Annotated in this window: 21 protein-coding genes; 5 read left to right on the top strand and 16 right to left on the bottom strand. The window is 45.4% G+C overall.

Annotation, left to right across the window (positions count from 1 at the left end; translation table 11 throughout):
• Positions 1-31: 31 nt before the first annotated feature.
• Entirely contained in the window at positions 32-451 is a 420-nt protein-coding gene (locus tag MHI15_RS30000) for a GNAT family N-acetyltransferase (protein WP_036676822.1), read from the bottom strand.
• 482 nt (positions 452-933) lie between these two features.
• Here MHI15_RS30000 and MHI15_RS29995 point away from each other — a divergent pair, with 482 nt between their 5' ends.
• Entirely contained in the window at positions 934-1,542 is a 609-nt protein-coding gene (locus MHI15_RS29995; RefSeq protein WP_036676820.1) for a superoxide dismutase, read from the top strand.
• Positions 1,543-2,377: 835 nt separating this feature from the next.
• On the opposite strand, the gene mutY is transcribed toward MHI15_RS29995, so the two are convergent.
• Together mutY and acpS are read right to left on the bottom strand one after the other, a co-directional pair.
• On the bottom strand, positions 2,378-3,661 hold the full coding sequence (mutY, locus tag MHI15_RS29990) for an A/G-specific adenine glycosylase (protein WP_341165222.1): 1,284 nt from the start codon (positions 3,659-3,661) through the stop codon (positions 2,378-2,380).
• A gap of 37 nt (positions 3,662-3,698) precedes the next feature.
• Entirely contained in the window at positions 3,699-4,097 is a 399-nt protein-coding gene (gene acpS, locus MHI15_RS29985; RefSeq protein WP_076124398.1) for a holo-ACP synthase, read from the bottom strand.
• A gap of 209 nt (positions 4,098-4,306) precedes the next feature.
• Between acpS and MHI15_RS29980 the strand changes: the two genes are divergently transcribed.
• Positions 4,307-5,134, top strand: coding sequence for an alpha/beta hydrolase (locus tag MHI15_RS29980; protein WP_076193769.1), 828 nt, complete (start codon positions 4,307-4,309; stop codon positions 5,132-5,134).
• 95 nt (positions 5,135-5,229) lie between these two features.
• Here MHI15_RS29980 and nadE read toward each other — a convergent pair whose 3' ends face one another.
• The 3 genes from nadE to MHI15_RS29965 form a co-directional block, all read right to left on the bottom strand.
• Entirely contained in the window at positions 5,230-6,039 is an 810-nt protein-coding gene (gene nadE / locus MHI15_RS29975; protein WP_076124401.1) for an ammonia-dependent NAD(+) synthetase, read from the bottom strand.
• Positions 6,040-6,207: 168 nt separating this feature from the next.
• Positions 6,208-6,642, bottom strand: coding sequence for a BrxA/BrxB family bacilliredoxin (locus tag MHI15_RS29970; RefSeq protein WP_036676813.1), 435 nt, complete (start codon positions 6,640-6,642; stop codon positions 6,208-6,210).
• 120 nt (positions 6,643-6,762) lie between these two features.
• Positions 6,763-8,331 (bottom strand): ATP-binding protein, encoded by a 1,569-nt coding sequence (locus MHI15_RS29965; RefSeq protein ID WP_179089472.1) that lies wholly within the window; start codon positions 8,329-8,331, stop codon positions 6,763-6,765.
• Positions 8,332-8,659: 328 nt separating this feature from the next.
• Here MHI15_RS29965 and MHI15_RS29960 point away from each other — a divergent pair, with 328 nt between their 5' ends.
• The gene (locus tag MHI15_RS29960; protein ID WP_076279660.1) at positions 8,660-9,928 is read left to right on the top strand and encodes a BaiN/RdsA family NAD(P)/FAD-dependent oxidoreductase; all 1,269 of its coding nucleotides are present in this window, start codon (positions 8,660-8,662) and stop codon (positions 9,926-9,928) included.
• 449 nt (positions 9,929-10,377) lie between these two features.
• On the opposite strand, the gene MHI15_RS29955 is transcribed toward MHI15_RS29960, so the two are convergent.
• The 3 genes from MHI15_RS29955 to MHI15_RS29945 form a co-directional block, all read right to left on the bottom strand.
• Positions 10,378-11,637: an ABC transporter permease gene (locus MHI15_RS29955; RefSeq protein WP_076279659.1), complete on the bottom strand. Its 1,260-nt coding sequence runs from the start codon at positions 11,635-11,637 to the stop codon at positions 10,378-10,380.
• Positions 11,634-12,374 carry an ABC transporter ATP-binding protein gene (locus tag MHI15_RS29950; protein ID WP_036676805.1) on the bottom strand — a complete coding sequence of 247 codons (741 nt, stop codon included), beginning with the start codon at positions 12,372-12,374 and terminating at the stop codon, positions 11,634-11,636. The genes MHI15_RS29955 and MHI15_RS29950 overlap by 4 nt, the downstream gene beginning before the upstream one ends.
• A 160-nt stretch (positions 12,375-12,534) precedes the next feature.
• Positions 12,535-13,878, bottom strand: a complete 1,344-nt coding sequence (locus MHI15_RS29945) for an MFS transporter (RefSeq protein WP_076193757.1) — start codon at positions 13,876-13,878, stop codon at positions 12,535-12,537.
• Between the two features lie 349 nt (positions 13,879-14,227).
• Here MHI15_RS29945 and MHI15_RS29940 point away from each other — a divergent pair, with 349 nt between their 5' ends.
• Positions 14,228-14,695 (top strand): MarR family winged helix-turn-helix transcriptional regulator, encoded by a 468-nt coding sequence (locus tag MHI15_RS29940; RefSeq protein WP_036676802.1) that lies wholly within the window; start codon positions 14,228-14,230, stop codon positions 14,693-14,695.
• Positions 14,696-15,421: 726 nt separating this feature from the next.
• Here MHI15_RS29940 and MHI15_RS29935 read toward each other — a convergent pair.
• The 4 genes from MHI15_RS29935 to MHI15_RS29920 all read right to left on the bottom strand — a co-directional run bounded on the left by MHI15_RS29935 (position 15,422) and on the right by MHI15_RS29920 (position 18,227).
• Positions 15,422-15,598 carry a hypothetical protein gene (locus MHI15_RS29935; protein WP_341165221.1) on the bottom strand — a complete coding sequence of 59 codons (177 nt, stop codon included), beginning with the start codon at positions 15,596-15,598 and terminating at the stop codon, positions 15,422-15,424.
• A 68-nt stretch (positions 15,599-15,666) separates the two neighbouring features.
• Positions 15,667-17,175 (bottom strand): MDR family MFS transporter, encoded by a 1,509-nt coding sequence (locus tag MHI15_RS29930; protein ID WP_076124409.1) that lies wholly within the window; start codon positions 17,173-17,175, stop codon positions 15,667-15,669.
• Between the two features lie 30 nt (positions 17,176-17,205).
• A complete protein-coding gene (locus tag MHI15_RS29925; RefSeq protein WP_076279657.1) occupies positions 17,206-17,760 on the bottom strand; it encodes a GNAT family N-acetyltransferase in 555 nt (184 codons plus the stop codon).
• Between the two features lie 185 nt (positions 17,761-17,945).
• Positions 17,946-18,227, bottom strand: coding sequence for a hypothetical protein (locus MHI15_RS29920; protein WP_036676794.1), 282 nt, complete (start codon positions 18,225-18,227; stop codon positions 17,946-17,948).
• A gap of 228 nt (positions 18,228-18,455) precedes the next feature.
• Here MHI15_RS29920 and MHI15_RS29915 point away from each other — a divergent pair, with 228 nt between their 5' ends.
• Positions 18,456-18,935: a GAF domain-containing protein gene (locus MHI15_RS29915; RefSeq protein WP_341165220.1), complete on the top strand. Its 480-nt coding sequence runs from the start codon at positions 18,456-18,458 to the stop codon at positions 18,933-18,935.
• 81 nt (positions 18,936-19,016) lie between these two features.
• On the opposite strand, the gene MHI15_RS29910 is transcribed toward MHI15_RS29915, so the two are convergent.
• The 3 genes from MHI15_RS29910 to MHI15_RS29900 all read right to left on the bottom strand — a co-directional run bounded on the left by MHI15_RS29910 (position 19,017) and on the right by MHI15_RS29900 (position 23,939).
• Positions 19,017-21,449: a glycogen/starch/alpha-glucan phosphorylase gene (locus tag MHI15_RS29910; protein WP_341165219.1), complete on the bottom strand. Its 2,433-nt coding sequence runs from the start codon at positions 21,447-21,449 to the stop codon at positions 19,017-19,019.
• Between the two features lie 100 nt (positions 21,450-21,549).
• Entirely contained in the window at positions 21,550-22,653 is a 1,104-nt protein-coding gene (glgD, locus tag MHI15_RS29905) for a glucose-1-phosphate adenylyltransferase subunit GlgD (protein ID WP_036676786.1), read from the bottom strand.
• A gap of 122 nt (positions 22,654-22,775) precedes the next feature.
• Positions 22,776-23,939: a glucose-1-phosphate adenylyltransferase gene (locus tag MHI15_RS29900; RefSeq protein ID WP_038568594.1), complete on the bottom strand. Its 1,164-nt coding sequence runs from the start codon at positions 23,937-23,939 to the stop codon at positions 22,776-22,778.
• Positions 23,940-24,017 lie beyond the last annotated feature (78 nt).

Raw genomic sequence — 24,017 nt, 5'->3', positions numbered from 1 at the left:
TGTTTCCGCTTTCGCAGCTGAGTGATCAAAATTACCCAACAATGCTCAGCTTCCGGACAGATTTGAAGATTTGATTCTCGCTATATCCCATAGCTTCATACAATGGCAAAGCAAAAGAATTATGCTCATCGACGGCTACATAGATACCACTGACTTTACGAGCTTGAAACCTGGATTCCATAGCTGATACCAGACTTCTACCGACTCCTCTGCGGCGATAATCAGGATGTACAGCAATCCGGAAATAACAACCGTGGTTTTTCTCAATTGTACCAATCAGTGCTCCAACAATTTCTTCTTCATCTTCCGCAACTACAATGAGATCTGAATCCCAAGAAAGCTGCCTGGAGAAAGGCTCGATAGTGTTCTCGAAACACTCTTCCGATAATGCGGTTTGCAGCAAATCAGTCACAGGGCTAACGTCGCTTAATTGAAAGGAACGAACGTGCATTCTTTAAAATCTCCCTTGTCTATGGCTTATGAATTTAACAAAAAGAAGGGGTTCCCTTAACATAGAGAAAATAAAAAAAAGCATCAAATATCGAGGAATACCTGCTTTTAAATCTATTAAAGCACACTTTTCTCGTGATATCATCATTTTTCTTTTGAAAGCGCTTAATATCAAGCGTTTACATTTCGGATGGGGTTCATTTCTTCATTAAAAGGGTATTAATAAGGATATATGTCTATAGGTTAGGGACTATTTATTTTAACATTCTAAATACAATTGTAAAACCCTTTCCCTCTCCAATTATACTTTATAAACATTTATGTTTGTTTAGTGTTGCATTATTGGTCTAGATACGGTTTAATTAAAGTATCCTATTGGGCGAAACCCTATAGTACATATTTACAATAAAGGATTTTGACGTTAGTTCGCCAGAATTCTTTATCTATAACAAAATTCTAATATAACTCAGGAGGGATTTTTCCATGGCATTTCAATTACCGGCACTTCCTTATCCGAACAACGCACTCGAACCACACATCGACGCATTGACGATGGAAATTCACCATGACAGACACCATAACACATATGTAACTAATCTGAATGCAGCTTTGGAAAAAGCACCTGAATTGCAAAGCAAAAGCATTGAAGAGCTTCTTACAGATCTGAACGCTGTACCTGAAGCTATCCGTACTGCTGTTCGCAACAATGGTGGCGGACACGCTAACCACACTTTGTTCTGGGAAGTTATCGGACCAAACGGCGGCGGCGCACCAACTGGCGCATTGGCTGAAGCTATCGATAAAGAACTGGGCGGATTCGAAAAATTCAAAGAAGATTTCGCAGCAGCAGCAACTACTCGTTTCGGCAGCGGCTGGGCTTGGCTAGTTGTTAAAGATGGCAAACTGGCAGTAACAAGCACACCTAACCAAGACAACCCAATCAGCGAAGGCGCTACTCCAATCCTCGGACTGGATGTATGGGAGCACGCTTACTACCTGAACTACCAAAACAAACGCCCTGATTACATCAAAGCGTTCTGGAACGTAGTAAACTGGGAAGAAGTTGGCAAACGTTACGAAAGCGCAAAATAAGAAATTCCATTTGGCTTATGCCATTTAACTAAAAAAGAAGGTATCTCAGAGCCGAATAGGCTAAGGGATACCTTCTTTGTTTAGGTTGGAGATATAGAGAGATAAAGATAAAGACAGAGATTGACTGATTGATTGGTTGAGATCCTCCCAGACACCGCATTTCACGCCGCTTGCGTCGCTTAAATGGATGCAACTGGATCGGTATAGATCAGAATAGATCGGTATAGATCAGAATAAATCGGTATAGATCAGAATAAATCGGAATAAATCGCAATAAATCTATACTCGGCTTACGAGAATCTGCGTTTGGAGTAGCTGAGCAATAGATTAGGGAATAACTCCCTAAAATTCTGCGATATACTCCATAAACACGAGTAATTAGGGAAATACTCCCTAAAAATCATCCTTTTTGGGCATAAAACTGATATTTCCCCAATTATTAAGGAGGTTTTCCCTAAAATGATCAATTACAAGCCAAATCGACCTATTTTCAGGGAAGAATTCCCTAATTAAATCTTTACCACTCTCGTAGCCATAGAACACCAGAAGAATTTAGTTGGAACAAGACTGAACTAATCTGAACCAAATAAACAAATATTTGCTACGAAGAGACTGAAGCATACGACCCTACTTAGGCGCATACGACCATACTTAGGTGCATATGACCCTATTTAGGCGCATATGACCATACTTAGGTGCATTTGACCATACTTAGGTGCATACGACCCTACTTAAGTGCATACGACCCTACTTAGGTGCATATGACCATACTTAGGTTACACCAAACTCAGGTTTTGTACATTTAGTACTTTAGCAACGCAACACGGCGAATCTCCTACTTCTCTAGCTTCGCCCGCTCTTCCTGCTCATCAAAATAAAGGTTCAGTAGCTTCAGAAAAACGTTAGGGAACGCATAGTTAGCCATGTCTTCGCGGCTGATCCAGCGCACTGCTCCGCCATCCTCTGGACTAGCGGTCCCGTCCTCAAATCTCTCGATAGGCATGCTGCTGTCGATCCCCGAGAATAAGTCCGCATCCGCGTTGTACACCGCCCGTCCTTCTGCCGCTATCGGCAGCGGAAGGGCGTCCTCTTCGCTGCAGCGGTACACCTGCAGCGTCCACACGATATGGCTGAAGATATGCTCAGCAGCCATCCAGTGCTTCTCAGGCCGGGCAGAGATCCCGGCCTCCCGCAGTGACCGGCGCAGCCGGTCCAGCGCCGCCGCTTCCGGCAGCCGCGCGCCTTTGGCGCCGCCTTCCACAGGCGGCGCCTGCCAGTGCGGCAGCTCCCACATGCGGGCTAACAGCCCGCTTTGTGGCCGCTGCCGGATGAGCACTTGGCCCGCGTGGGCACCGCGGCCCTCGATTAAGGCCGCCAGCCGCTCCTCAGGGCGCGGCGGCTTGGCCTTGGTCTTGACGGGCAGCGAGGTCTCGCAGCCCGCCAGGCGCGCGGCGCAATGCTCCATCACCGGGCAGGTTAAGCAGCGCGGTGATTTAGGAGTGCATACGAGCGCCCCGAGCTCCATCAGCGCCTGATTAAAAGATGCCGCTTCCCCCTCCGGGATCAGTTCAGCTGCCAGGCGCTCCATTTTTACGCGGGTGGGTCCCTTGGCGATATCATCCTCTATCAGGAAGTATCGGGACAACACCCGCATCACATTGCCGTCGACCGCTGGCTCCGGCCGATTGAACGCAATGCTAAGGATAGCCCCTGCCGTATAAGGTCCCACTCCCTTTAAACTGAACACAGCCTCGCGATCATTCGGCACCTGCCCGCCATACAGCTCTTTGACCTGTTTGGCCGCATGCTGTATATTGCGAGCACGAGAATAATAACCTAAGCCTTCCCAGCACTTAAGCACGTCCTCTTCTGGTGCATCGGCGAGCGACTCCACGGTAGGAAACCTTTCGATAAACCGATTGAAATACGGGATTACCGTATCCACCCTTGTCTGCTGCAGCATTATTTCAGAAATCCAAATATAATAAGGATTGCGGTGCCGACGCCAAGGCAAATCCCGTTTCTGCCCTTGATACCACTCCAGCAAATGATAGCTGAAATATTGCTTAGCCTCCCGCAGCTCCTGTTCGTCTTGAACTTGTATATCTTGTTGTGTCATTATAACGCTCCTTGCCCTTCTATAATCAGGGTTCAATTTATGAACCTGGCCCTTCCACGACAGCAAAAGCCGAAGCCAAATCACGACCATGTGTTATCGTAAGATGAATGGTGTACCTCTGTCCATTTGGCAGATCTAGTCTGCTCCAAGCTTCACACGATAAAGTTACCTCTGGTTTTCCTTTAGCATCAGGCAATATCTCAATATCCTGAAACCCAACTACATTGCCGATGCCACAGCCTAAAGCCTTCACAACTGCTTCCTTGGCAGCAAAACGTCCGGCTACGAACTCAGCCAACCTCCCGCTTCGCTCTTCAGCAAGTTGATATTCTTGCTCTGTTAAGACCCGCTGGTTAAATTTCTTACCCAGTCCTCTATTTATTACCTCTGAGATTCGTTCAATTTCTAACACATCATGTCCGATTCCGTAAATCAACACTTCACGCTCCTTATGGACGTGTATCCCATTTTGCTTCAATAATGGTATGATCAATCATATGAAGTATTATTAAAAGTAATAGTCCTGCAAGATTCTTTCTGCTATCTTAAAAGAAAATGCGCTCTAAGTCTAATAAGACTATCCAGCGACTTCACGATAGACTAGCTGATTTACTTCATTTTTATATATGGAGAGGGGATTACCCTATGAATCATCGTAATTTTGAAATACCTGCCGGAGACGGAGCTGTTCTCCGCTGCTCACACTTCCCAGCCCAAGGCAAAGCCAAAAGCGTTATAGTTATAGCCCATGGCTACAAAGGTTTTAAAGATTGGGGAATGTTTCCTTACATAGCCACAACTCTCAGCCAAGAGCATGAAGTAATTACTTTTAACTTCTCTCATGCTGGCATCGGGGAAGATCTGCTGCATTTCACTGAACTTGAGAAGTTCGCCCGCAACACCTATCGCCGCAGCTTGAAGGACATGGAAATCCTGTTGTCCTATCTTAGTCAACACCCGAAATTCGGCAGCCTGCCGTTATTCCTTCTCGGCCACAGTCTCGGAGGGGGAATTTGTTTGGTCTACACGCTTGATCATCCCAATGAGATCAGCGGAGTAATCTCCTGGAACGGGGTTACGAAACTCGATTTGCTGACGGAAGAACAAAAGCAGCAGATGAAGGAAACAGGAAGAACCTATGTCCTTAATGGACGTACTGGCCAACAAATGCCGCTGGATGCTGTAATTTTAGAAGATATGGAGAACAACAAAGAACGCTATAACATCCTTGAACGCATACAGAAAGCGTCCTTCCCAGTTGTCCTTATTCAAGGCAGTCAAGATGGAGTACATCTCCGCCAAGGATCTGAGCATCTCATCAAACTTCGGCCAGATATTAGCTGGGTGCAGGTTCCTGAGGGTAATCATACGTTCAACACTGTGCATCCTTTTGCTGGCACGACTCATCAATTAGAGTTCGCGATTGCTGCGACAACTAATTTTATCGATCAGACACTTACGCTTACAGAATAATTATTCTTCTTAGTCTATCCAGCTATCCAACTCACAAAAACCGCCACGAGCTCTGCTGCTACGCAGACCCGTGGCGATTTCTAGTTCAACCTATTCTAAATCCCCGGAATAACATTACGCTTATGTGCCGTTCTCCGGTAATAATTCTCAAGCTTTTCAGCTACTTCAGGGTTAACCTGTTTACCTTCCAGATAGTCGCTGTTATCGTCATAAGTAATGCCCAGCTCGGTTTCATCCGTCTGACCCGGCCATAAGCCCGCCGTAGGTGCTTTTGTGACAATATCCGCAGGCACACCGATATGTGCAGCCAATTGACGTACCTGACGTTTATTAAGTGTGGATAGTGGTGTAATATCTACAGCGCCATCGCCCCACTTCGTGTAGAAGCCGGTAATCGCTTCAGAAGCATGATCCGTTCCTACTACAATCAGATTGTTCTCAAAAGCGAGTGCATATTGCATAACCATACGTGTTCTGGCTTTAACATTTCCTTTGCCTTGATGCGTCATATGGCGGTGTTGGCCTATTGATTTCAGACCATGCTCAACTTCAAGGGCAATTTCATTTACCGCTTCCTCAATGTTGGTCTCCACAGTATGAGTCAGATTAAAAGCTTTGGCAACATCGTAGCTGTGCTGAATATCTTCCTGAACCCCATAAGGCTGGAATACTCCAAGCGTCATATACTCTGTGCCTTTTTCTGCCGACAGCTCGTCCGTAGCCTGTTTACAAAGACCCGCGGCTACCGCACTGTCCACTCCACCACTAATGGCGATCAATAATCCTTTAGCCCCTGCGTTCAGCACGTACGACTTTAAGAAATCAACCCGTTTTCGTGCCTCAACCTCTACATCAATCGTTGGCTTCACGCCAAGATCAGCAATAATTTCTTTCTGTAAACTCACCAAACACACCTCGTTCCATCAGAAATGGTTCCATATCCATCAAAATATCCACCCAAACGAAGCTCATGCTTCTAAGCATATTCTATCCCATTATTGCTCTTATATTTTGAAAAATCCCGCATGCAGCCGATTTGCCGGCTGATGCGAGATTATATGGAATAACTGTTTTTACTGGCACAAACGATTGAAGACTTCTTTCAATTCAGCAGCAATTTCAGCAGCCGAACGATCTTCTACGCCATGACGTTCAATAAAGTGAACGAGTTCTCCATCCTTCATCAGTGCGATGGAAGGTGAGGATGGCGGATAAGGAGCAAAATATTCACGTGCTTTAGCAGTAGCTTCTTTCTCTTGACCTGCAAACACTGTGAACAAGTGATCCGGAGTGATTTCATTTTGCAAAGCCTGAGCTACACCTGGACGACATTGTCCAGCAGCACAACCACAGACCGAATTTACGACTACAAGCGATGTTCCTTTTGCGGTTGGAAGAGTAGCTTCCACCTCTTCTGGAGTCATAAGCTCCTGAAACCCGATACTTGTCAGGTCATCACGCATAGGCTGAATTGAATCTCTCATATATTGATTAAAAGACATGGACATTTCTCTGCACTCTCCTTCACTTTTCAACTGTTTGTCAGATAATATTACAGCAGTACTTACTAACTTTATTATACATTCATACTCTGTGAAAGCAAGAGATGCTGTAGAGGGTGATTCAATCTAAGAGCGAACCTCGCTGGGTTCCTCCTTATTCAATGGGAAGGAGATCGTAAATACCGTGCCCTCTCCTTCTACAGACTCTACATTTATTTTACCGTTATGCCGCTCCACAATACTAAGACACAAGGATAAGCCTAGACCTGTTCCCTGAATTTTCGTCGTAAAAAAGGGTAAAAACAGCTTCTCGCGTTGACTCTCTGACATACCAACACCGCTATCGGTGACAATCAACTCCACTTTATCATGAGTACTGCGTGTCTCCAGCGTCAGCACCCCCTTGGGTCCCATAGCCTCCATACCATTACGTCCTAAATTGAGAATAAGCTGCTTGATTTCCCGGACATTTAGCTCCAATTCATGCAGTGATGGGCTCAGCTTCAGTTCCACACTTTGACCGCGAAGATTAGCATCAGCCCACAGCAATGGACTAACTTCTTCTATAATATGGTGCAGCAGCACCTTCTCTTTATCAGAAACCCGGCTCTGTGCCAAGGATAAAAAATCATTAATAATACTATTAGCGCGGTCCAGCTCTTCCATCACAATCTGATAATAAGAATCCAATTCTTGAGCACTCTTTTCTCTCATCAGCTGCAAAAAACCCCGAACTACCGCCATAGGATTACGAATCTCATGGGTAATTCCAGCAGCCATCTGCCCGACCAAGCTCAAACGTTCCACATGATCCAGCTCTACACGTAGTTTTTCCTCATTGGTCATATCCTGCACAATAATTACAGCACCACTTGTTACCCCTGAGCTCTTATGCATTAACGGCGCTGAATAAATCTGATAGATGCGCGACTCATGAATCATTTTTTCACTGGAACGCCGTTTAGAGCGGATATTATCACTTACCCGCATATATGCCTGTGTATCCACTGAGCTGTGAAAAAACTTTTTTACCGGTTCGTCAATAATATCCTCTTTTCGCAAATTGGGATAATGAGTCCTCATCATTCCTAACATACAATCATTAAGATCAGTTACAACTCCGTGTTCATCCAGAGACATAATACTCAGAGGGACTACATTGGTAATCTGCTGCAGCTTCTCGGACTCCCACTGGAAACTTTCACTGATACTCTCCATTTGTACTTTATCCCGCAATCTACTTCTAACCATCTCAACAAAATATACAAAAACACCACCTAGCGCGATGGTAAAAAACAGATACACCGTAATCAGAAATGCTTGTACGGAATTTGATTCATATATATTTTCCCCGCCTATAATCGGGACTAACGCAATAAATAGCATGCTTGGACAAAGAATCATCCATAACATACCGATCTTCTCAACTACTGTACCTTTCTTAAAAGGTTTGGCCAGTCCAAACAGTAGCGGATATAATAAAACCCCTGAATTCAATATCACGTTACTGATTCCTGTAGGCTCCGCAATGATTACATTGCAGATAAGCAAGAAAATGGACAGCAAAATGCCCGAACGGGTAGTTCCATATAAAATACCAATATACGCAGGGATTAATCCTAAATTCAAATAGGCTACACCAAACAGAGTTGTCGAAAGAAGAGAGCACAGGATAAGACTAAACGTACATGCCAAAATTAAAAAGGTCTGATCATTTGGGAGCTTCCCCTTTTTCCGAGTCACAAATCTACGGTCCACCCACCATTGAAAAAGAAAAAGAAAGGAGCATGCTGCCGATATTTGCAATAAGATATCCTTAACCGCACCAATAATTACAATCACACCCCAAAATGGACAAATTACCCTACATGCTTAGATTAAAGCACAGGATTACTCTCCTGACAACGATAATCACCTAATGATTGGACAAGACTGGTTACATGTGAATCAGAATGGTATGATTCCGTTAGGAATACCCGCGGAAATCGCTTCCGTGTCTTAACATGTAAAGGAGTAAAATTTCATGAGCAATTACGATGTGATCGTCATTGGAGGCGGCCCTTCGGGTCTAATGGCAAGCGTGGCCGCTGCAGAACACGGGGCATCCGTTCTGCTAATCGACAAGGGAGCAAAACTAGGCCGAAAGCTCGGAATATCTGGTGGCGGACGCTGCAATGTTACCAACGTCAAGGAAAGAGACGAGCTAATCGCCCATATTCCAGGAAACGGGCGTTTTTTGTATAGTGCCTTCGACCATTTTAATAACCAGGATATCATCGCCTTTTTTGAAGGTTTAGGCATTGCATTAAAAGAAGAAGATAACGGGCGGATGTTTCCCGTTTCCGATAAGGCCTCTAGTGTCGTATCTGCCTTAATTAGCAAAGTACGGAGTCTAGGCGTGCAGATTATGACCGACAGTCCCGTCTCAAGAATAATCTATAACGAAGGGGCTGTTAAGGGAGTCCAGCTGAGCTCGGGCAAGACGATCGCCTGCACTGCTGTTATCATCGCCACCGGAGGCAAGTCTGTACCACAGACCGGCTCCACTGGAGATGGCTACCCTTGGGCAGAAGCCGCAGGGCACACGATCACCGAGCTGTTTCCGACAGAGGTGCCGATTCTTTCACGGGAAGAATGGATTAAGTCCGGCGAGCTGCAAGGCCTGTCGCTACGTGATGTAGCCCTCACTGTGTGGAATCCTAAAGGAAAGAAGGTCATCTCTCATCGAGGAGATATGATATTCACCCATTTTGGATTATCAGGGCCCATTGCACTGCGGTGCAGCCAATTTCTGAGACAAGTCCAACGTAAATCCGGCACAGATACGGTGGAGATGTCCATTGATCTCTTCCCTGATCTGAACACACAGGAAGTAGAATCTATGTTGCAGGATAAGCTGGATCAGGAACCTAAGAAAGCGATCCGCAATTCGCTGAAAGGACTGTTGCCAGAACGTCTCATCCCCCTCTTGCTGACTAAAGCTGACTTAGATGGGGATACAACTGGCCATCACGTCTCCAAGAATGGGTTGCTTCTATTAGCTGGGATTTTGAAACGCATGCCGGTTTATGTGCATGGCACCCGTTCCCTATCCGAGGCCTTTGTTACCGGGGGCGGGGTAAACCTGAAGGAGATCGATCCCAAAAGAATGGAATCGAAGCTTATGCCGGGGTTATTCTTCTGCGGCGAGGTACTCGATATCCATGGCTATACAGGAGGCTACAATATAACAGCGGCCTTCTCAACAGGATATACAGCAGGCAAGCACGCTGCTGACATTCGACTGGAATAATCTCTAATGCAACGTGAATATCCTCCAAGCAGCTTACTACTTTGAAAATGGCGGTCTGCGCGATTCTCTCATTAATTGGAGAATCGCTCCTCTGTTTTGGGTTCCTCAGCTGCTATGTGGAGCGTCTGTCCTAATCAGCTACTGCGGCTTCGGACCCAGATGACGTTATTTGCGAATTTATCACCTTATGGGCAGTGTTTCGGACTCCAACGACGCTATTCATTATAACGAGACTCATATATGGTGTTTTTCATGGCAATAGCAACTATGGAGTCCGTTAGCATCCCAAAAGTGGAAAAATAGTATGTTTAGGGGCAGCTGTGACCGATAGGCTAGCTAGGTACCTCATACGTACGTGCGTGCAATAGATCGAATCAAGACAAAAAAAGAAGAGTGCCCCAGCAGCCTTTTCACGGCTTATGAGGCACTCTTCCGTTCTATTTATATCTTTATTTCGCTAAGCGAAATGTTCCAAATATTCTAGAGCTAAACAGTGCAACGATATAACCTAGCGGGATGAACAGGATAATCCCAAACCATCCATATAAGGAAATACAGATCAGCGCAGAACAAATGATTGAAAAAGGAAGCAGTAAGATAGGGACCGCACGCAGCCCCGCTTCGGCTTTTTGTTCCTTTGAAAACGGCAGAATTCCGATGTAATCATCTCCCACGAATAACGACCAGAACGACAACAGCCAATTGGTCATGAGAGAAACTAAAACTATAAAGCCCAGCCATTTGAACCCTGATGGAATGATAAATATCGCTAAAAGGGACACAGCAGTAAACGATAAGTAGAGCTTTAAATGAGCCGGATTCCGTACAAGTGCCTTAATCGCTGCCGCAGAGAAACGGCTCTCGGCAGTTTTTGATTTTAGCAAAGGCTGTGATTTCCGGAAAATCCACGGCTTATGGCGGGTCGGACGTGGCTTATCCAGTACGCCGCGGAGTAATAGGGCCGCTATTTTCATCCGCTGCTTATAATCTTCACGCACATCGTTCATGAATGTCCCACGCATCACCATACGCCGCCGAAGAGCGATTACCGCTACGACTGCAAAGAGTGCTGCAATCAGCAGCATAAAAACTGGACTGTTGTTCCAAAACGTAGCTGCACGGAAATAAATCCCACAAGGAACGGAGACGGCCAGAATCAGCCACAGCCAGCGCCGCCAGCCTTGCTTTTGTACTTTTACAATATGCCCCAGTAATTTAATGCACCAGCTACATGCCAGAGTCAGAGCGAACAGCGCCCATACCTCGGATGACAGCATTCCATATCCCCGAACCAGAAAAGGTAATAACAGCACAAAAGCTACACAGAACTTCAACGATGTTACGATCAGGCTGTACAGCAACCCGCGAAACATAATCGTATTTATCCATCGCTGCCGTTGTCTTAGAAATAATAGATCGCCTTCCTGCAATAATAGCACCAGTCCCCCTCTACAGAGCAGGAGCACTAATAATGAAGGAATGAGCATAAACGGCAAATCTCCACTCCAAGCTGGCAATGCCTCGTTCCAGAACCCGTAATATAACCGTCCTCCCAGAAATCCCCCGGGAATCAGTATATATAACAGCACAGTCCAATCGGCAGCCGTACGGATAATAGCAGATTGCTCACGCCAATGAGAAAATAATCGCCGCCAGAATAGCTTTTTGGAGGTAGGAAAAGCAAACCCTCGCTGCTTCTGCTTACTCATGTCAGTTCGTCGAAGCAATCAAACAACGACGCCTCCGGCAACCCAGCATAATCACGTATATCTTCGAGCGTTCCAGCAGCGGCAACCCTGCCACCCGAGATCAGCACAAAATCATCGCAAATTTTCTCAGCAGTATCCAATACATGCGTAGACATTAATACACCAGCTCCGCGCTGCCGCTCCGCTTCCAGCAGCCGCAGGAAATCTTTAGTGGCCCGAGGATCCAAGCCGATAAAAGGCTCGTCCACAATATAAACATCCGGCTGTACCAAAAAGCCAAGCATCAGCATCATTTTCTGTTTCATACCCTTAGAGAAACCAGCTGGAAGATCATCACGGACATGATTCATGCCGAACTGCTTCAGTAACCTCTCCGCCGTTTCTTGAAACTGCTCATATTTTAGTCCATAAGCAGCAGCAGCCAAATCTAAGTGCTCCCATAAGGTCAAGTCCTCATAAAACACCGGCTGCTCCGGTACATAAGCATAGGATTTATTAACTCCATTAAAGGAGACCTTAGCTTTGGTATTCTTAAGCAAACCGAGCAGTGTTTTGATTGTAGTACTTTTTCCCGCACCGTTTGGTCCGATCAGTCCGAGCAGCTGTCCACGCCGCACCTGAAATGAAATATCGAATATGCACGGGGCACCTGCTTCATAGCCTGCTTCATCGATCTCAACATCGAGTACAATCTCTTCGTCGCTCTCGGTATCCCCTGTTATTTCTACATTCTCCATATTCGCCAACTCCTAAATATTTCTAATGAATATTATTATCGAAATTCCAATCCAGAAAGATAGCTTCTCTAATCGTACTATATATACTTTCTCCAAGGAAGCAAACTGATTTTTTCACAGCTCAGAGAACTACTCTCCTATTTAAAAAAGAAACCTCCCATTAAAGAGAGGTCTGTCCGAGAAGCTCTAGGTTATTTGTTGCTGAAATTTCTTCTTCACGTTTAATTGCCGCTTCATCTCTACGCTCGATTTTACCACGCAGCATTAACAGTAACACTCCGAGCAGGGCTGTAAGCAAACCAGAGAGAATGAAAGCCGGGACAGGTCCTGACGCTGTAACTAAAGCCCCACCGGCTACAGGTCCCAAGATAACAGCCGCACTTGTTAGACTGCCTATAGTCCCAAATACACGGCCCGTGTATTCCGCAGGGGTCCGCTGTTGCAGCATTGAATTGAAGGGAATGAACGCAAGACCTGCCCCCACACCAGCAAACATAAAAGAACCAAACAAAGCGATGTTCATCCATAATCCGGCCTGACCGTGGGCAGTTACAATTCCTGCACTTGAGAAAACAACCCCCATAATTACAGCTCCCAATCCCATGAAGACGAGCGTATGTTTACCACTGCCTATACGGCTTACAAGCAGGGCTGACAGTAAGGTGCCAAGACCACTGGCTGCCACACACCAACCCAGCAGATCACCGTTCACACCCGGAATTTCCCGGAATAACGTTACAATCTGCGAATCACCAATTTGCAGCATTAGCAGCACCAGTACCAGCATAGCAATCCCGCAAAGTACTACTGGCATTCCCACGATCACCTGCAGACCCGCCGACATTTCTTGGCGAAAAGACTTCCGAGCACCATTCTCCCCTGTGCTATCCTCTGCTGCATCTTTCTTCAGTGCAGCCGCACGCGGCAGTCCTATTAAGATGACCGCCGATAAAATGAAGGTAGCCGAGTCAATCACATAACAAGCGGCAATACCAAATGCGGCAACCAGCAGTCCACCTAGAGCAGGACCTACAATTTTGGTTATTTGTTCGATAGATGAGCTAAGCGCCATGGCTTTATCCATCTGGGCCGCAGGGACAAGCTCCTTGAGCTTTCCGCTTTTGGCTGGTGAAAAGAGTACATCCATGATCCCTTTAGCCACCAGCAGGACATATACCTGCCAGAGAGAACCTGCAAATACCAAACAAACAACGATTCCGGCACGAGCTAGATCCGAACCAATCATCAGCGCCTTGCGGTTAAAACGATCACTTAAATAACCTGCGAACGGTCCTCCTAAGAGCAACGGCACAGCCATACATAAAGATATAGCCGTAATTTCCCACGGTGTCGCATTCCATTTAAAACCTACCATTGTCAGTAGCGCTAGGATATGCAACCAGTCTCCCACATTCGATACAAGCTGTGCGGCAATAAGCAGCATAAAGGGCTTATTCGCCGTTAGCTTTCCTTCTTTTGAATCATGAGCCAGTTGTTCCTCCATCTTACTTCACTCCCCGTTACTATTTCTCGATGAAGTAATAGTAAAATATTGGAGAACATCAATCATCCGTCTGGAGGCGTAAATAGCGCTTGAACCTAAGACTGAAATTCTTATCCTTTCAAAGACTGAAATCAAAAAAACCTTCGTTTTTATCGTATTCAAAAAATTGTTTGATTTTTAATAATTAAAAGTGTGCTCATTGTGACAAATCACATGTTCTTCATTCGCTCTTTCACGTATTCTAAGGTTATCTCAAGGTTCGTTGCACAGGTAACCCGTGCACTAATGACTATTGATTGCAAACTGTGCGATGAGTTCACACATGATTAACGATAGAGGGTGGAGAAGCATGATACAATCTTACGAACGTGATACGCAATTAACACTACATTTGTACCGGGTATTTGCCAAGTCTTTTAAGAGCATTAATGAACATGCTGTTACCGGCAGCAAAATTGAAGGTTTTAATCCGACTGCCTTTGCCGTTATGGAAGTGTTGTATTATAAGGGACCACAACCCATTCAACAAATTGGCGCCAAGCTGCTGCTGCAAAGCGGCAACGTTACTTACGTAATCGATAAGCTTGAGGAACGCGGCTATTTGCAGCGTAAGCCTTGTCCGAGCGACCGCCGTGTGATTTTTGCGGAGCTGACTACGGAAGGTGAACGTCTCATGAATGAGATGTATCCGAAATATTCAGAACGCCTGCATCTTGCTTTCAGCGGTCTGAATGATGATGAGAAGGAACAAATGATTGTTCTGCTCAAAAAGATGGGTCTACAAGCTGAGAAGCTATCCCCTCTTCCTCGTAAGTAAGAGTCGCTTATTTATGTGTTTTAGACAAGCTGTTATTGATTTCTGTTAATGGTAAAAAGAAAACCAATGGGCGATTCTCCGATTTATTTGAGAATCGCCCATTGGTTTTCTTTGTTCTGCGGCAGCTTACTTGAGCAGATGATATAAGTCCTTATGACCTCTCTGAGCAAAATTCGAGTGCCTTTTTACAGCCTCCGTTAGCCGAACATTAGTTGGGAACTGATCAGTTAGGGCAGTAAGTCGATGCCGAAGACGGACCTTGAGGTCCGCTTTTGGCAAACCTCGGATCATAGTCATCCTTATTCGGCAGGACTAGCGAGCACACTTCCGACTGGATTTGGCGTAGCACACCTCCGATTGGACTTGGCGTGCACGCTTCCGATTGGACGTCCCTTCTAGCTGACCGTAACTACCACTCTCAGTAAAATCCACTTTTGATATAAACCGCTATATTTTCAGCGCCCGATCTTGATGGGAACCTGAGCAGTAGCTAAAGGAATAACTGCATTCTATACAGCTATTTCGTATGCAAATCGGATTATTCTAACTTTAAGTGTATTCTGTACAATTAAAAACCAGAAAAAGTACCCCTAGGCGAGTAAATCAAGAAAATAGATGTACTAAATACAGCTATATCCATTGAAGAGTTAACGGCAGGATTATAGTTGTACTAAATACAACTAAATATGTCTAACGACTGCTTCCATCGACGCTCTACTCAAGAGGTTACATCAATCTGGCGTGCCACCCATCCGTTATTCCATGTGTCATTCCATGCGTCACTCCGTGCGTCACTCCATGCGTCATTCCATGCGTCACTCTGTGCGTCTTTCCGTGCGTGATTCCATGCGTCACTCCATACGTCATTCCATATGCCACACCGTCGGTCATTCCATGCGTCACTCCGTACGCCTCTCCAGGGAGTCAATTCGTATGGATCAAGCACATTTAAACGCTATCTACCTATTAAGTTATGCCTTTTTCAAGGACGATGAAGCATCCTCTACTGAAGGCACACCCTTGCGCAAACCCCAGGAAATTATCAGCGACAAAACAGCGAAAACTGCCATTACGATAAATAATGAATGAAGACCACCTTCAAGGGCATCACGCAGACTGTTTGATACTTCCCCAGACAGGTTGGTTCCTGCATGTGATCCAAGCAGCTTATTAATATCATCTCCTGAGATGTTCGAATCCGGTTGTTTTCTTAACAGCTTATCAATATTCAAGTTCAGCCAGGAACCAAAAATAGCCACCCCAACAGTCTGTCCTAAAGAACGCGTGAACGCATTAAGCGCTGTAGATGCTCCCCGTTGCTCATACGCAACAGAGGACTGCGCGATAATCGTAAAGACTGTAGAAGAATACCCAAAGCCAACTCCACAGACCAGCATCAAGCATAAGAGCAGCAGCTGTGAAGACTCCCCTGTTAAGAAAGCCAGACCAATAGCCCCGGCAGCGATCATAATCAATCCAAGCATTGCGGTTCGACGCGAACCCGCTTTTAGAATCATCCGCCCTCCGGCGATCGAACCAAACATCCAGCCTACCGACATCGGCGCCAGTAGCAAACCTGAGATGGCGGCGCTTTTTCCGGATACACCCTGCACCCATAATGGCACATACGTAGAAAGCCCAATAATTAATGTGCTTACCAGCAGGTTAGCCCCAGTAGACACCGCTATGTTGCGGTTCGAGAATAGACCCAGCGGCAACATAGGTTCAGGAGCACGACGCTCCACAAAGAAAAATAAGACTAGCAGGATAACAGCCACACTTAGAGTTGCAATTAGCAGTGGGGATGTCCACTCCAGATTCTGTCCTCCTGTGGAGAGACCGAAGAGTAATGCGCCCATACCAGCAGCGAACAGCAGCACCCCTGCCACATCAATTTGTGCTTTCCGGCGTACCTTCTCTTCCTTCAAATAACGGGCAATAAATACCATTGCTAGTAAACCAAATGGCAGATTAAAGACAAATACCCAGCGCCAGCTTAGGTAATCTACAACATATCCTCCAAGAAGAGGGCCTACCAAAGAGGAAATCCCCCATACAGAGCTAAGTAATCCTTGTGTCTTCGCTCTCTCTTCAATACTGTAAATATCCCCGATAATGGTAAAGGTCATTGGAATGAGCGCACCCGCGCCAATCCCCTGTATTGCCCGGAACAGGATCAGCTGCTCCATACTTTGCGAAATACCGCATAATAATGAGCCTAATAAAAAAACAGCTGCCCCCCACATGAACACAGGCTTGCGTCCAAAGAGGTCACTGATTTTGCCGAAAATAGGAGTAGTAATAGCCATTGCCAGCAAATAAGAAGTGAATATCCAGCTAAGCCACTGCATTCCCTGAAATTCACCTACGATAGCTGGACCCGCTGGTCCTGTTACCGTTCCTTCAATCGCAGCCAGAAAGGTAGCTAGCAGCACCCCTATCAGTATTAATTTACGTTCTAAATCCCCTGTTGACTTCAATGTTCCAAACCCTCTCTTTATGTAATCAAATCATTGCCATTCCCCACGCAGAAGCGCATGCAGAGTCACATCCTGAAAGCCGGAAGGGGTCTGACGATATTGACGCAGTATACCTTCCTTCTGAAATCCGAGCGTTTGAACCAGCCTCTCCGCACGATTATTATCAGGATGACACAGCGCTTCTATCCGATTCAGCCCCATCCTATTGAAGCCGAAGTTGAGCACTAAACCAAGCGCTTCTTTCATATATCCAAGCCCCCAAAAGGCAGGCGCCAGATCGCAGCCAATTTCCCCGCGGTAAGCTCCCTGTAACTGCCAATAGTTATACCCGCAGCTCCCTATAACTTCACCTCCGGGTCCTACAATACTCCAGCGTAAGCTGTCCTCTTCCTGAGCCATCTGTGATAAAAATGCAATCAGTTGCTTAGTCTCTTCGATAGAGGATAATGCTGGAGCCCCCAGCCAGCGGGTGACCTCTGGATGAGACCAGATCTGATACAATGCTGAAGCATGTTCAGTAGTCATAGCACACAGCTTCACTCTACTGCCGACCAGTGTGGGTATCACTCCATTGCAGATATACAAGTCTCTGCCCCCCTTCAACTTATCAATTATACATCATTCAAGAGTATATCCTTAAGATAAAAGTTCTAAATTCTTTAACATTGAAAAGAACAAATTCTACGCGTTAACGTAAAAAGACGTCTGCAGCAGGGAGCAAACACTCCCTAAATGCAGACGTCTTTTTATTAAACTTAACTACAATGATTTCATTCCGCTTCATGAATAACTTCACTGCATAACACCTGAAGTTTGGCTCGAATATCCTTGAACTCTTCAATTCCAGTCCCCGTAATACTATACCCTTCGGTATGGGCAGTCAGAAAGTTGTCCAGTGTCAGCTTTTCCAATTCCTGTTTCACTTCGCGTTCTCCTACACGATACCCCAGATCTTCAAGTCCGAGCAGCATCTCTGAGATCGTCACATCTTTATCCCGTGCACAATAAAGCATATGAATTCCTATGAACAAGTTCTGTACATCAGCGCGCATATTCCACCTCTTCCGGCTATATAGCCTTCGGTATTTATACTAGCATTACCCTCTGACCGATCCCCGGAAACATTATTGTGGCTGTTCCGCATTTCATGGACTTCAAGGAAGATTCCATATTGTTACAGATTGGTATTGTCGCTTGACGTATTATGTCTAGCTGTACTATGTTGATAATTACAGTTAGGAGTTCATATTTGAATTTAAAGTACAGGAAGGTGATGCTTCATGTTTCAAGCTATGCCTTACGATGGAACACGCAACGAGCAGTTTGAAGCGGTTCTAATCCAACTAGAAGCATTAGTAAAGGACGAACCAAGTGCAATGGCCAACCTGGCCAATGCTTCGGCACTGCTTAAACACGCTATGCCGGATACGAATTGGGCCGGTTTTTATTTATTTGATGGCAAGGAGCTTGTGCTCGGGCCTTTCCAAGGTCTTCCTGCCTGCATCCGCATCCCGTTATCTCGTGGAGTCTGCGGAACGGCTGCTGCGGAACGACGCACGTTAGTAGTTGGAGATGTGCATGCATTCCCTGGACATATCGCCTGTGACGCCGCTTCAAACAGTGAAATTGTTGTCCCGCTGATCAAGGATGATCGTTTGCTTGGCGTACTCGACATCGACAGTCCGCTGAAAGATCGTTTTGATGATGAGGAACGCCGGTTCCTGGAGCGGTTCGCAGCCCTGGTATCGGAAGTTATCTAAAGCAGCTCTATAGAGCATAAGAAATAGGCTGTCTCATCTGTAGGAATCTCCTACTTATAAGACAGCCTATTCTTGTTGAGCCTATAGCCGTACCGGACTGATATTCCAAATCTCCGCGGCGTAGCGGCTAATCGTGTTATCACTTGAGAATTTACCGGAATGACCAATATTTATAACAGACTTTTTCAGCCACTCCTGACGGTTGCGGTATGCCCGGTCAATCTCGACATGAGTCTCGACATAACTTGCGAAATCCTTAAGCACAAAGAATTCATCGTTATTATCCAAAAGAGAATGGAAAATGGTCTCAAACTCCGTACCATGACAGCATATAGGTCCCGGATTAACCAACTGATCCAATACTTCCTTCACACGGCTATCCCCATTGTAGATATCACGTGCGTGATAGCCGCCATGCTGATAATAATCCATTACCTGCTCAGCACGAAGACCGAACAGGAACATATTGTTGTCCCCTACCATCTCATGCATTTCCACGTTAGCACCGTCCATCGTACCTACGGTTAATGCACCGTTCATCATAAACTTCATATTCCCCGTGCCGGAGGCCTCTTTACTCGCAGTAGAGATCTGTTCACTAATATCCGCAGCAGGAATGATCTTCTCGGCCAAGGATACCGAATAATTCTCAAGGAAAAAGATACGGATCTTGCCTTTAACATCCGGATCCTTGTTGACAGCCTCCGCCACAGTATTGATCAGCTTGATAATTCGCTTCGCCAAATGATAGCTTGGTGCCGCCTTTGCTCCGAATATAAATGTGCGCGGTACCATATCCATCGAAGGATTATCTTTGATTTGGTTGTACATATGCAGAATATGCAAAATATTTAGCAGCTGCCGCTTATAAGCATGCAGGCGCTTCACCTGAACATCAAAAATAGAATCGGGGTCTACATGTACCGAATGCTTGCTGTAGATGTATTCAGCCAACTTGAGCTTATTCCGCCGTTTAATGCTGGCCACTTGTTCCTGGAAAGATGCATCCTCACAATATTTAATCAAGCCAATCATCTCTTGCGGATGGCTCATCCAGCGGGTTCCTATCGATTGATTGATAAGGTTAGCCAGATCCGGATTGGCATGCATCAGCCAGCGCCGGTGAGTAATCCCATTCGTCTTATTATTGAAGCGGTGCGGGTACATTTCATTAAAGAGCCGCATTTCGCGTTTCATCAATATTTCTGTATGCAGCGCCGCTACCCCATTGACACTATGGCTCGCCACAATCGCCAGATGGGCCATGCGAACCTGATCGTCATGAATAATCGCCATCTGTGAAATCCGGTCCTGATCACCGGGATAACGACTCATCAGCTCGCCGCAGAAGCGGGCATTGATCTCTTCAATAATAAGAAAAATACGTGGAAGCAAGTCCCTGACCATTTGAATAGGCCATTTCTCCAGGGCTTCGCTCAAGATCGTATGATTTGTATAGGACACCATACGAGTTGTAATACTCCACGCTTCATCCCATCCTAATCCATGTACATCCATCAGAATCCGCAGCAATTCAGGAATTACAAGCGTCGGATGTGTATCATTGATATGAAGTGCAACCTTGTCGGGCAGCGATTGTATAGGGAGTCCAAGCTTTCCAAAGGTTCGCAGAATACTTTGCAGGCCAGCGCTGCAGAGGAAGTATTGCTGCTTCAACCGCAACAGCTTGCCTTCGTATTGAGAGTCATCCGGATACAGGAACTCCGAGATGGATTCTACGGAACGTTTATATTCCAGGAATTTATGATAGTCTGATCCGGCAAAAGAGCCAAAGGTTCTGGTAGGCTGGGTGATGGACTCCGCGCTCCAGTTGCGCAGTGTATTCACATGCCGCCGATCTGCACCAATGATAGGCACATCATACGGAACTGCACGAACGGCCTCATATTGACTATGCTCAAAGATAAGCCGCCCGTTCTCCTCCCGAGTCTCAATCACGCCCCAGAACCTTACTTCTACCTGCTTGTCTTCACGACGCACTTCCCATACATTATCATTTTGCAGCCAGTAATCGGGCAGTTCCACCTGATACCCGTCAACGATTTTCTGCTCGAACAGGCCGTATTTATAACGTATGCCGCAACCATGCCCCGCATATTGCAGGGAGGCCAGTGAATCCAAGAAACAAGCAGCTAGACGTCCAAGTCCTCCATTGCCAAGCCCAGCGTCGGCTTCTACCTCCTCAATATCCTGCAGCGAGAAACCAAGATCGGCCAATCCCTCACGCACGACCTCCAGCACGCCCATATTCAGCAGATTGTTCCCCAGAAGTCTTCCGATCAGAAACTCCATAGAAAAATAGTATACCTGCTTATCCTTATCCGTCTTGTACTTTTGATTGGTATCCGCCCAATTTTTCCCGGCATTCTCGCGAATCATGTTGCCTAATATTTTATAGACATCAGCATTCGAGGCTTCCTCCAAAGGTTTGCCCAATTTACTGATGAGCGTCTCGCGAAACACCTGTTTGAAAGTTTCTTTATCGTTAAACAACAGCAGGTTCCTCCTGACAAAAGCTTTTTTTAGGGATGCATTAGACTATGCCTGTAGATCAGATAGGTTATACTGTTTCGTTTCATCTAATCCAGTTGGTTTATATTTTGCTGCTCTTGGCGATGACAAATGGACGTTTACTATCCCCGACGAGAATTCGATTCTTACTTAAATGTACGTCCTTATCCATGATCACATTCTCAATAACAGCATCTTCCTCTATAATGCACTTCTGCATAATTACAGAGTTGATGATCTTCGCTCCTTTACGTACCTGAACCCCACGAAAGATCACGCTGTTCTCCACCGTTCCCGCTATAATGCAGCCGTTAGCCACCAGTGAATTGCTGACATTTGCGCTCTCTAAATATCGGGTAGGAGCCTCATATTTAATCTTCGTCTGCACTGGACTTTCTTTGAACAGACTAAAGTAATTCTCCTGCTGAAGCAGCTCCAGACTATTCTTATAATAGCTTTCCAATGAATTAATTACGGCATGATAGCCATGATACTCATAAGCAGCGATTTTGAATTTATGGCGGTTTTTCTGGATCACATCACGGAAAAAGTAACTCTCCCCATGTGCAATGCAATGTTCCACCTGCTCCAGGAACAGTTTTTTCTCCATAATGAAGATATCGAGATATAAATTGGGATGATCCTTCTCATGATGGATATTGGTCACATTATTCTCTTCGTCCACTTCAATACGCTGGCATAACTCATGCTCTGGCTGTAATTGCTCTATTTTTTTGTATACTACTGTAACATCGGCACCCTTCTCCAAATGGTAGCTGTACAAGTCCTGGAGATCGATAGTATTAATATGCTGGCTGCCGGAAAACACAATATATTTAGCAGATCCCCGTTTAAAAAGATCCAGATTATTATGATAATGCTGAAGGTCGCCAAGAGAAGTATCGGTGGGATCATTCCAGTCCGGAGGCAAAATAAATAGTCCCCCATGCTTGCGATTCATATCCCAAGATTTCCCGTCACCCAAATGGTCCATTAAAGAACGGTATTTACGGCGAACAAACAGGCCCACGCTCTCCAGATCCGCACGCATCATATTGGAAAGCACGAAATCTATCAACCGATAACGACTGGCAAAAGGTACGGCTGCACCACAGCGGAAATAAGTGAGTTCATTTAATTTATCGAGTTCATGATCCAGATTAATTACACCCATGAGTTGCTTCATCGGAATCCACCGTCCTCTTATAATTTATAAGAAAGTATAAGTTTCACTATATACTTTATCCTTATAAATCTCGCATAAACGCTTACCGTCCCTAGAAGGACGCCGAAGGCGTTTTAGCTTGATTATATGGTTTTGGCCACAGCTGATTTACGTTTTTTGCTTTTATTGTCGATCAGCAGAATTTCGTTCTCGTTCTCCCGCTCGATGCCTATTTCCATATAATCGTCGATTACCGTATTCTCACTAATAATCGCTTTATGAATGCGTACGTTCTTACCAATCTTAACCTTAGGCATAATTACGGAGTCCGTAATCACACTGCCTTCACCTACCTCTACGCCATAAAAAAGAACCGAGTGCTTCACTTCACCATGCACAATGCAGCCTTCATTAATAATGCATCCTGACACTTTCGCCCCAGGTGCAACATATTGAGCAGGTTGATTCGGATTGCGTGTAAATATGCGCCAGCTGGGATCATTTAGATTAAGCGGTGGATTATCGCTCAGTAAATCCATATTCGCTTCCCACAGGCTTGCTACCGTACCAACGTCTCTCCAATACCCTTCAAAAGGGTACGCAAATAAAGAGTTCCCATCTTCCAGCATCAAAGGAATGATATCTTTACCAAAATCGTGAGATGACCCTATATTCTCTCCGTCCTCCAGTAAATGCTTGCGGAGAATTTCCCATTTAAAGATGTACACACCCATAGAAGCTAGCGTGCTTTTTGGCTGTGCAGGCTTCTCCTCAAATTCGTAAATTTTCAGATCATCCTCCGTATTTAAGATTCCAAATCGACTTGCTTCCTCCAGCGGAACGTCAATCACAGAAATTGTGCAATCTGCATTTCTCTCCTTGTGGTATTGCAACATAGCATGATAATCCATTTTATAAATGTGATCACCGGATAGAATAAGAACATGCTCAGGGTCGAACTGATCTACAAATTTAAGATTTCGATAAATCGCATCGGCTGTTCCCCGATACCAGCTGCTTCCATTCTCACGTTCATGCGGTGGCAATACGAATACTCCACCATTCTTACGGTTCAAATCCCAATCACTGCCTACTCCGATGTAAGAATGTAGTATAAGTGGCTCATACTGTGTCAATACACCGACAGTATCAATACCCGAGTTGGAGCAGTTACTTAAAGGAAAGTCGATGATCCGATAAGTGCCCCCAAAATAGACAGCGGGCTTGGCAAGCGATTTGGTTAAACCTTTCAATCTTTTGCCTTGGCCTCCAGCCAATAGCATGGCTACCATTTCTTTTTTCTTCATGGAAAAGCCTCCCTTGACTTATGGGTAATATAAAGTTCAGCAAACCTAGGATGAATGAACAGAATTCCAAAAAGAAGT

The organism is Paenibacillus sp. FSL H7-0918 (assembly GCF_038007025.1).
Taxonomy (GTDB): domain Bacteria; phylum Bacillota; class Bacilli; order Paenibacillales; family Paenibacillaceae; genus Paenibacillus_AQ; species Paenibacillus_AQ odorifer.
The sequence above is the reverse complement of the archived record's forward strand: the minus strand, read 5'-3'. Positions and strand labels throughout refer to the sequence as shown.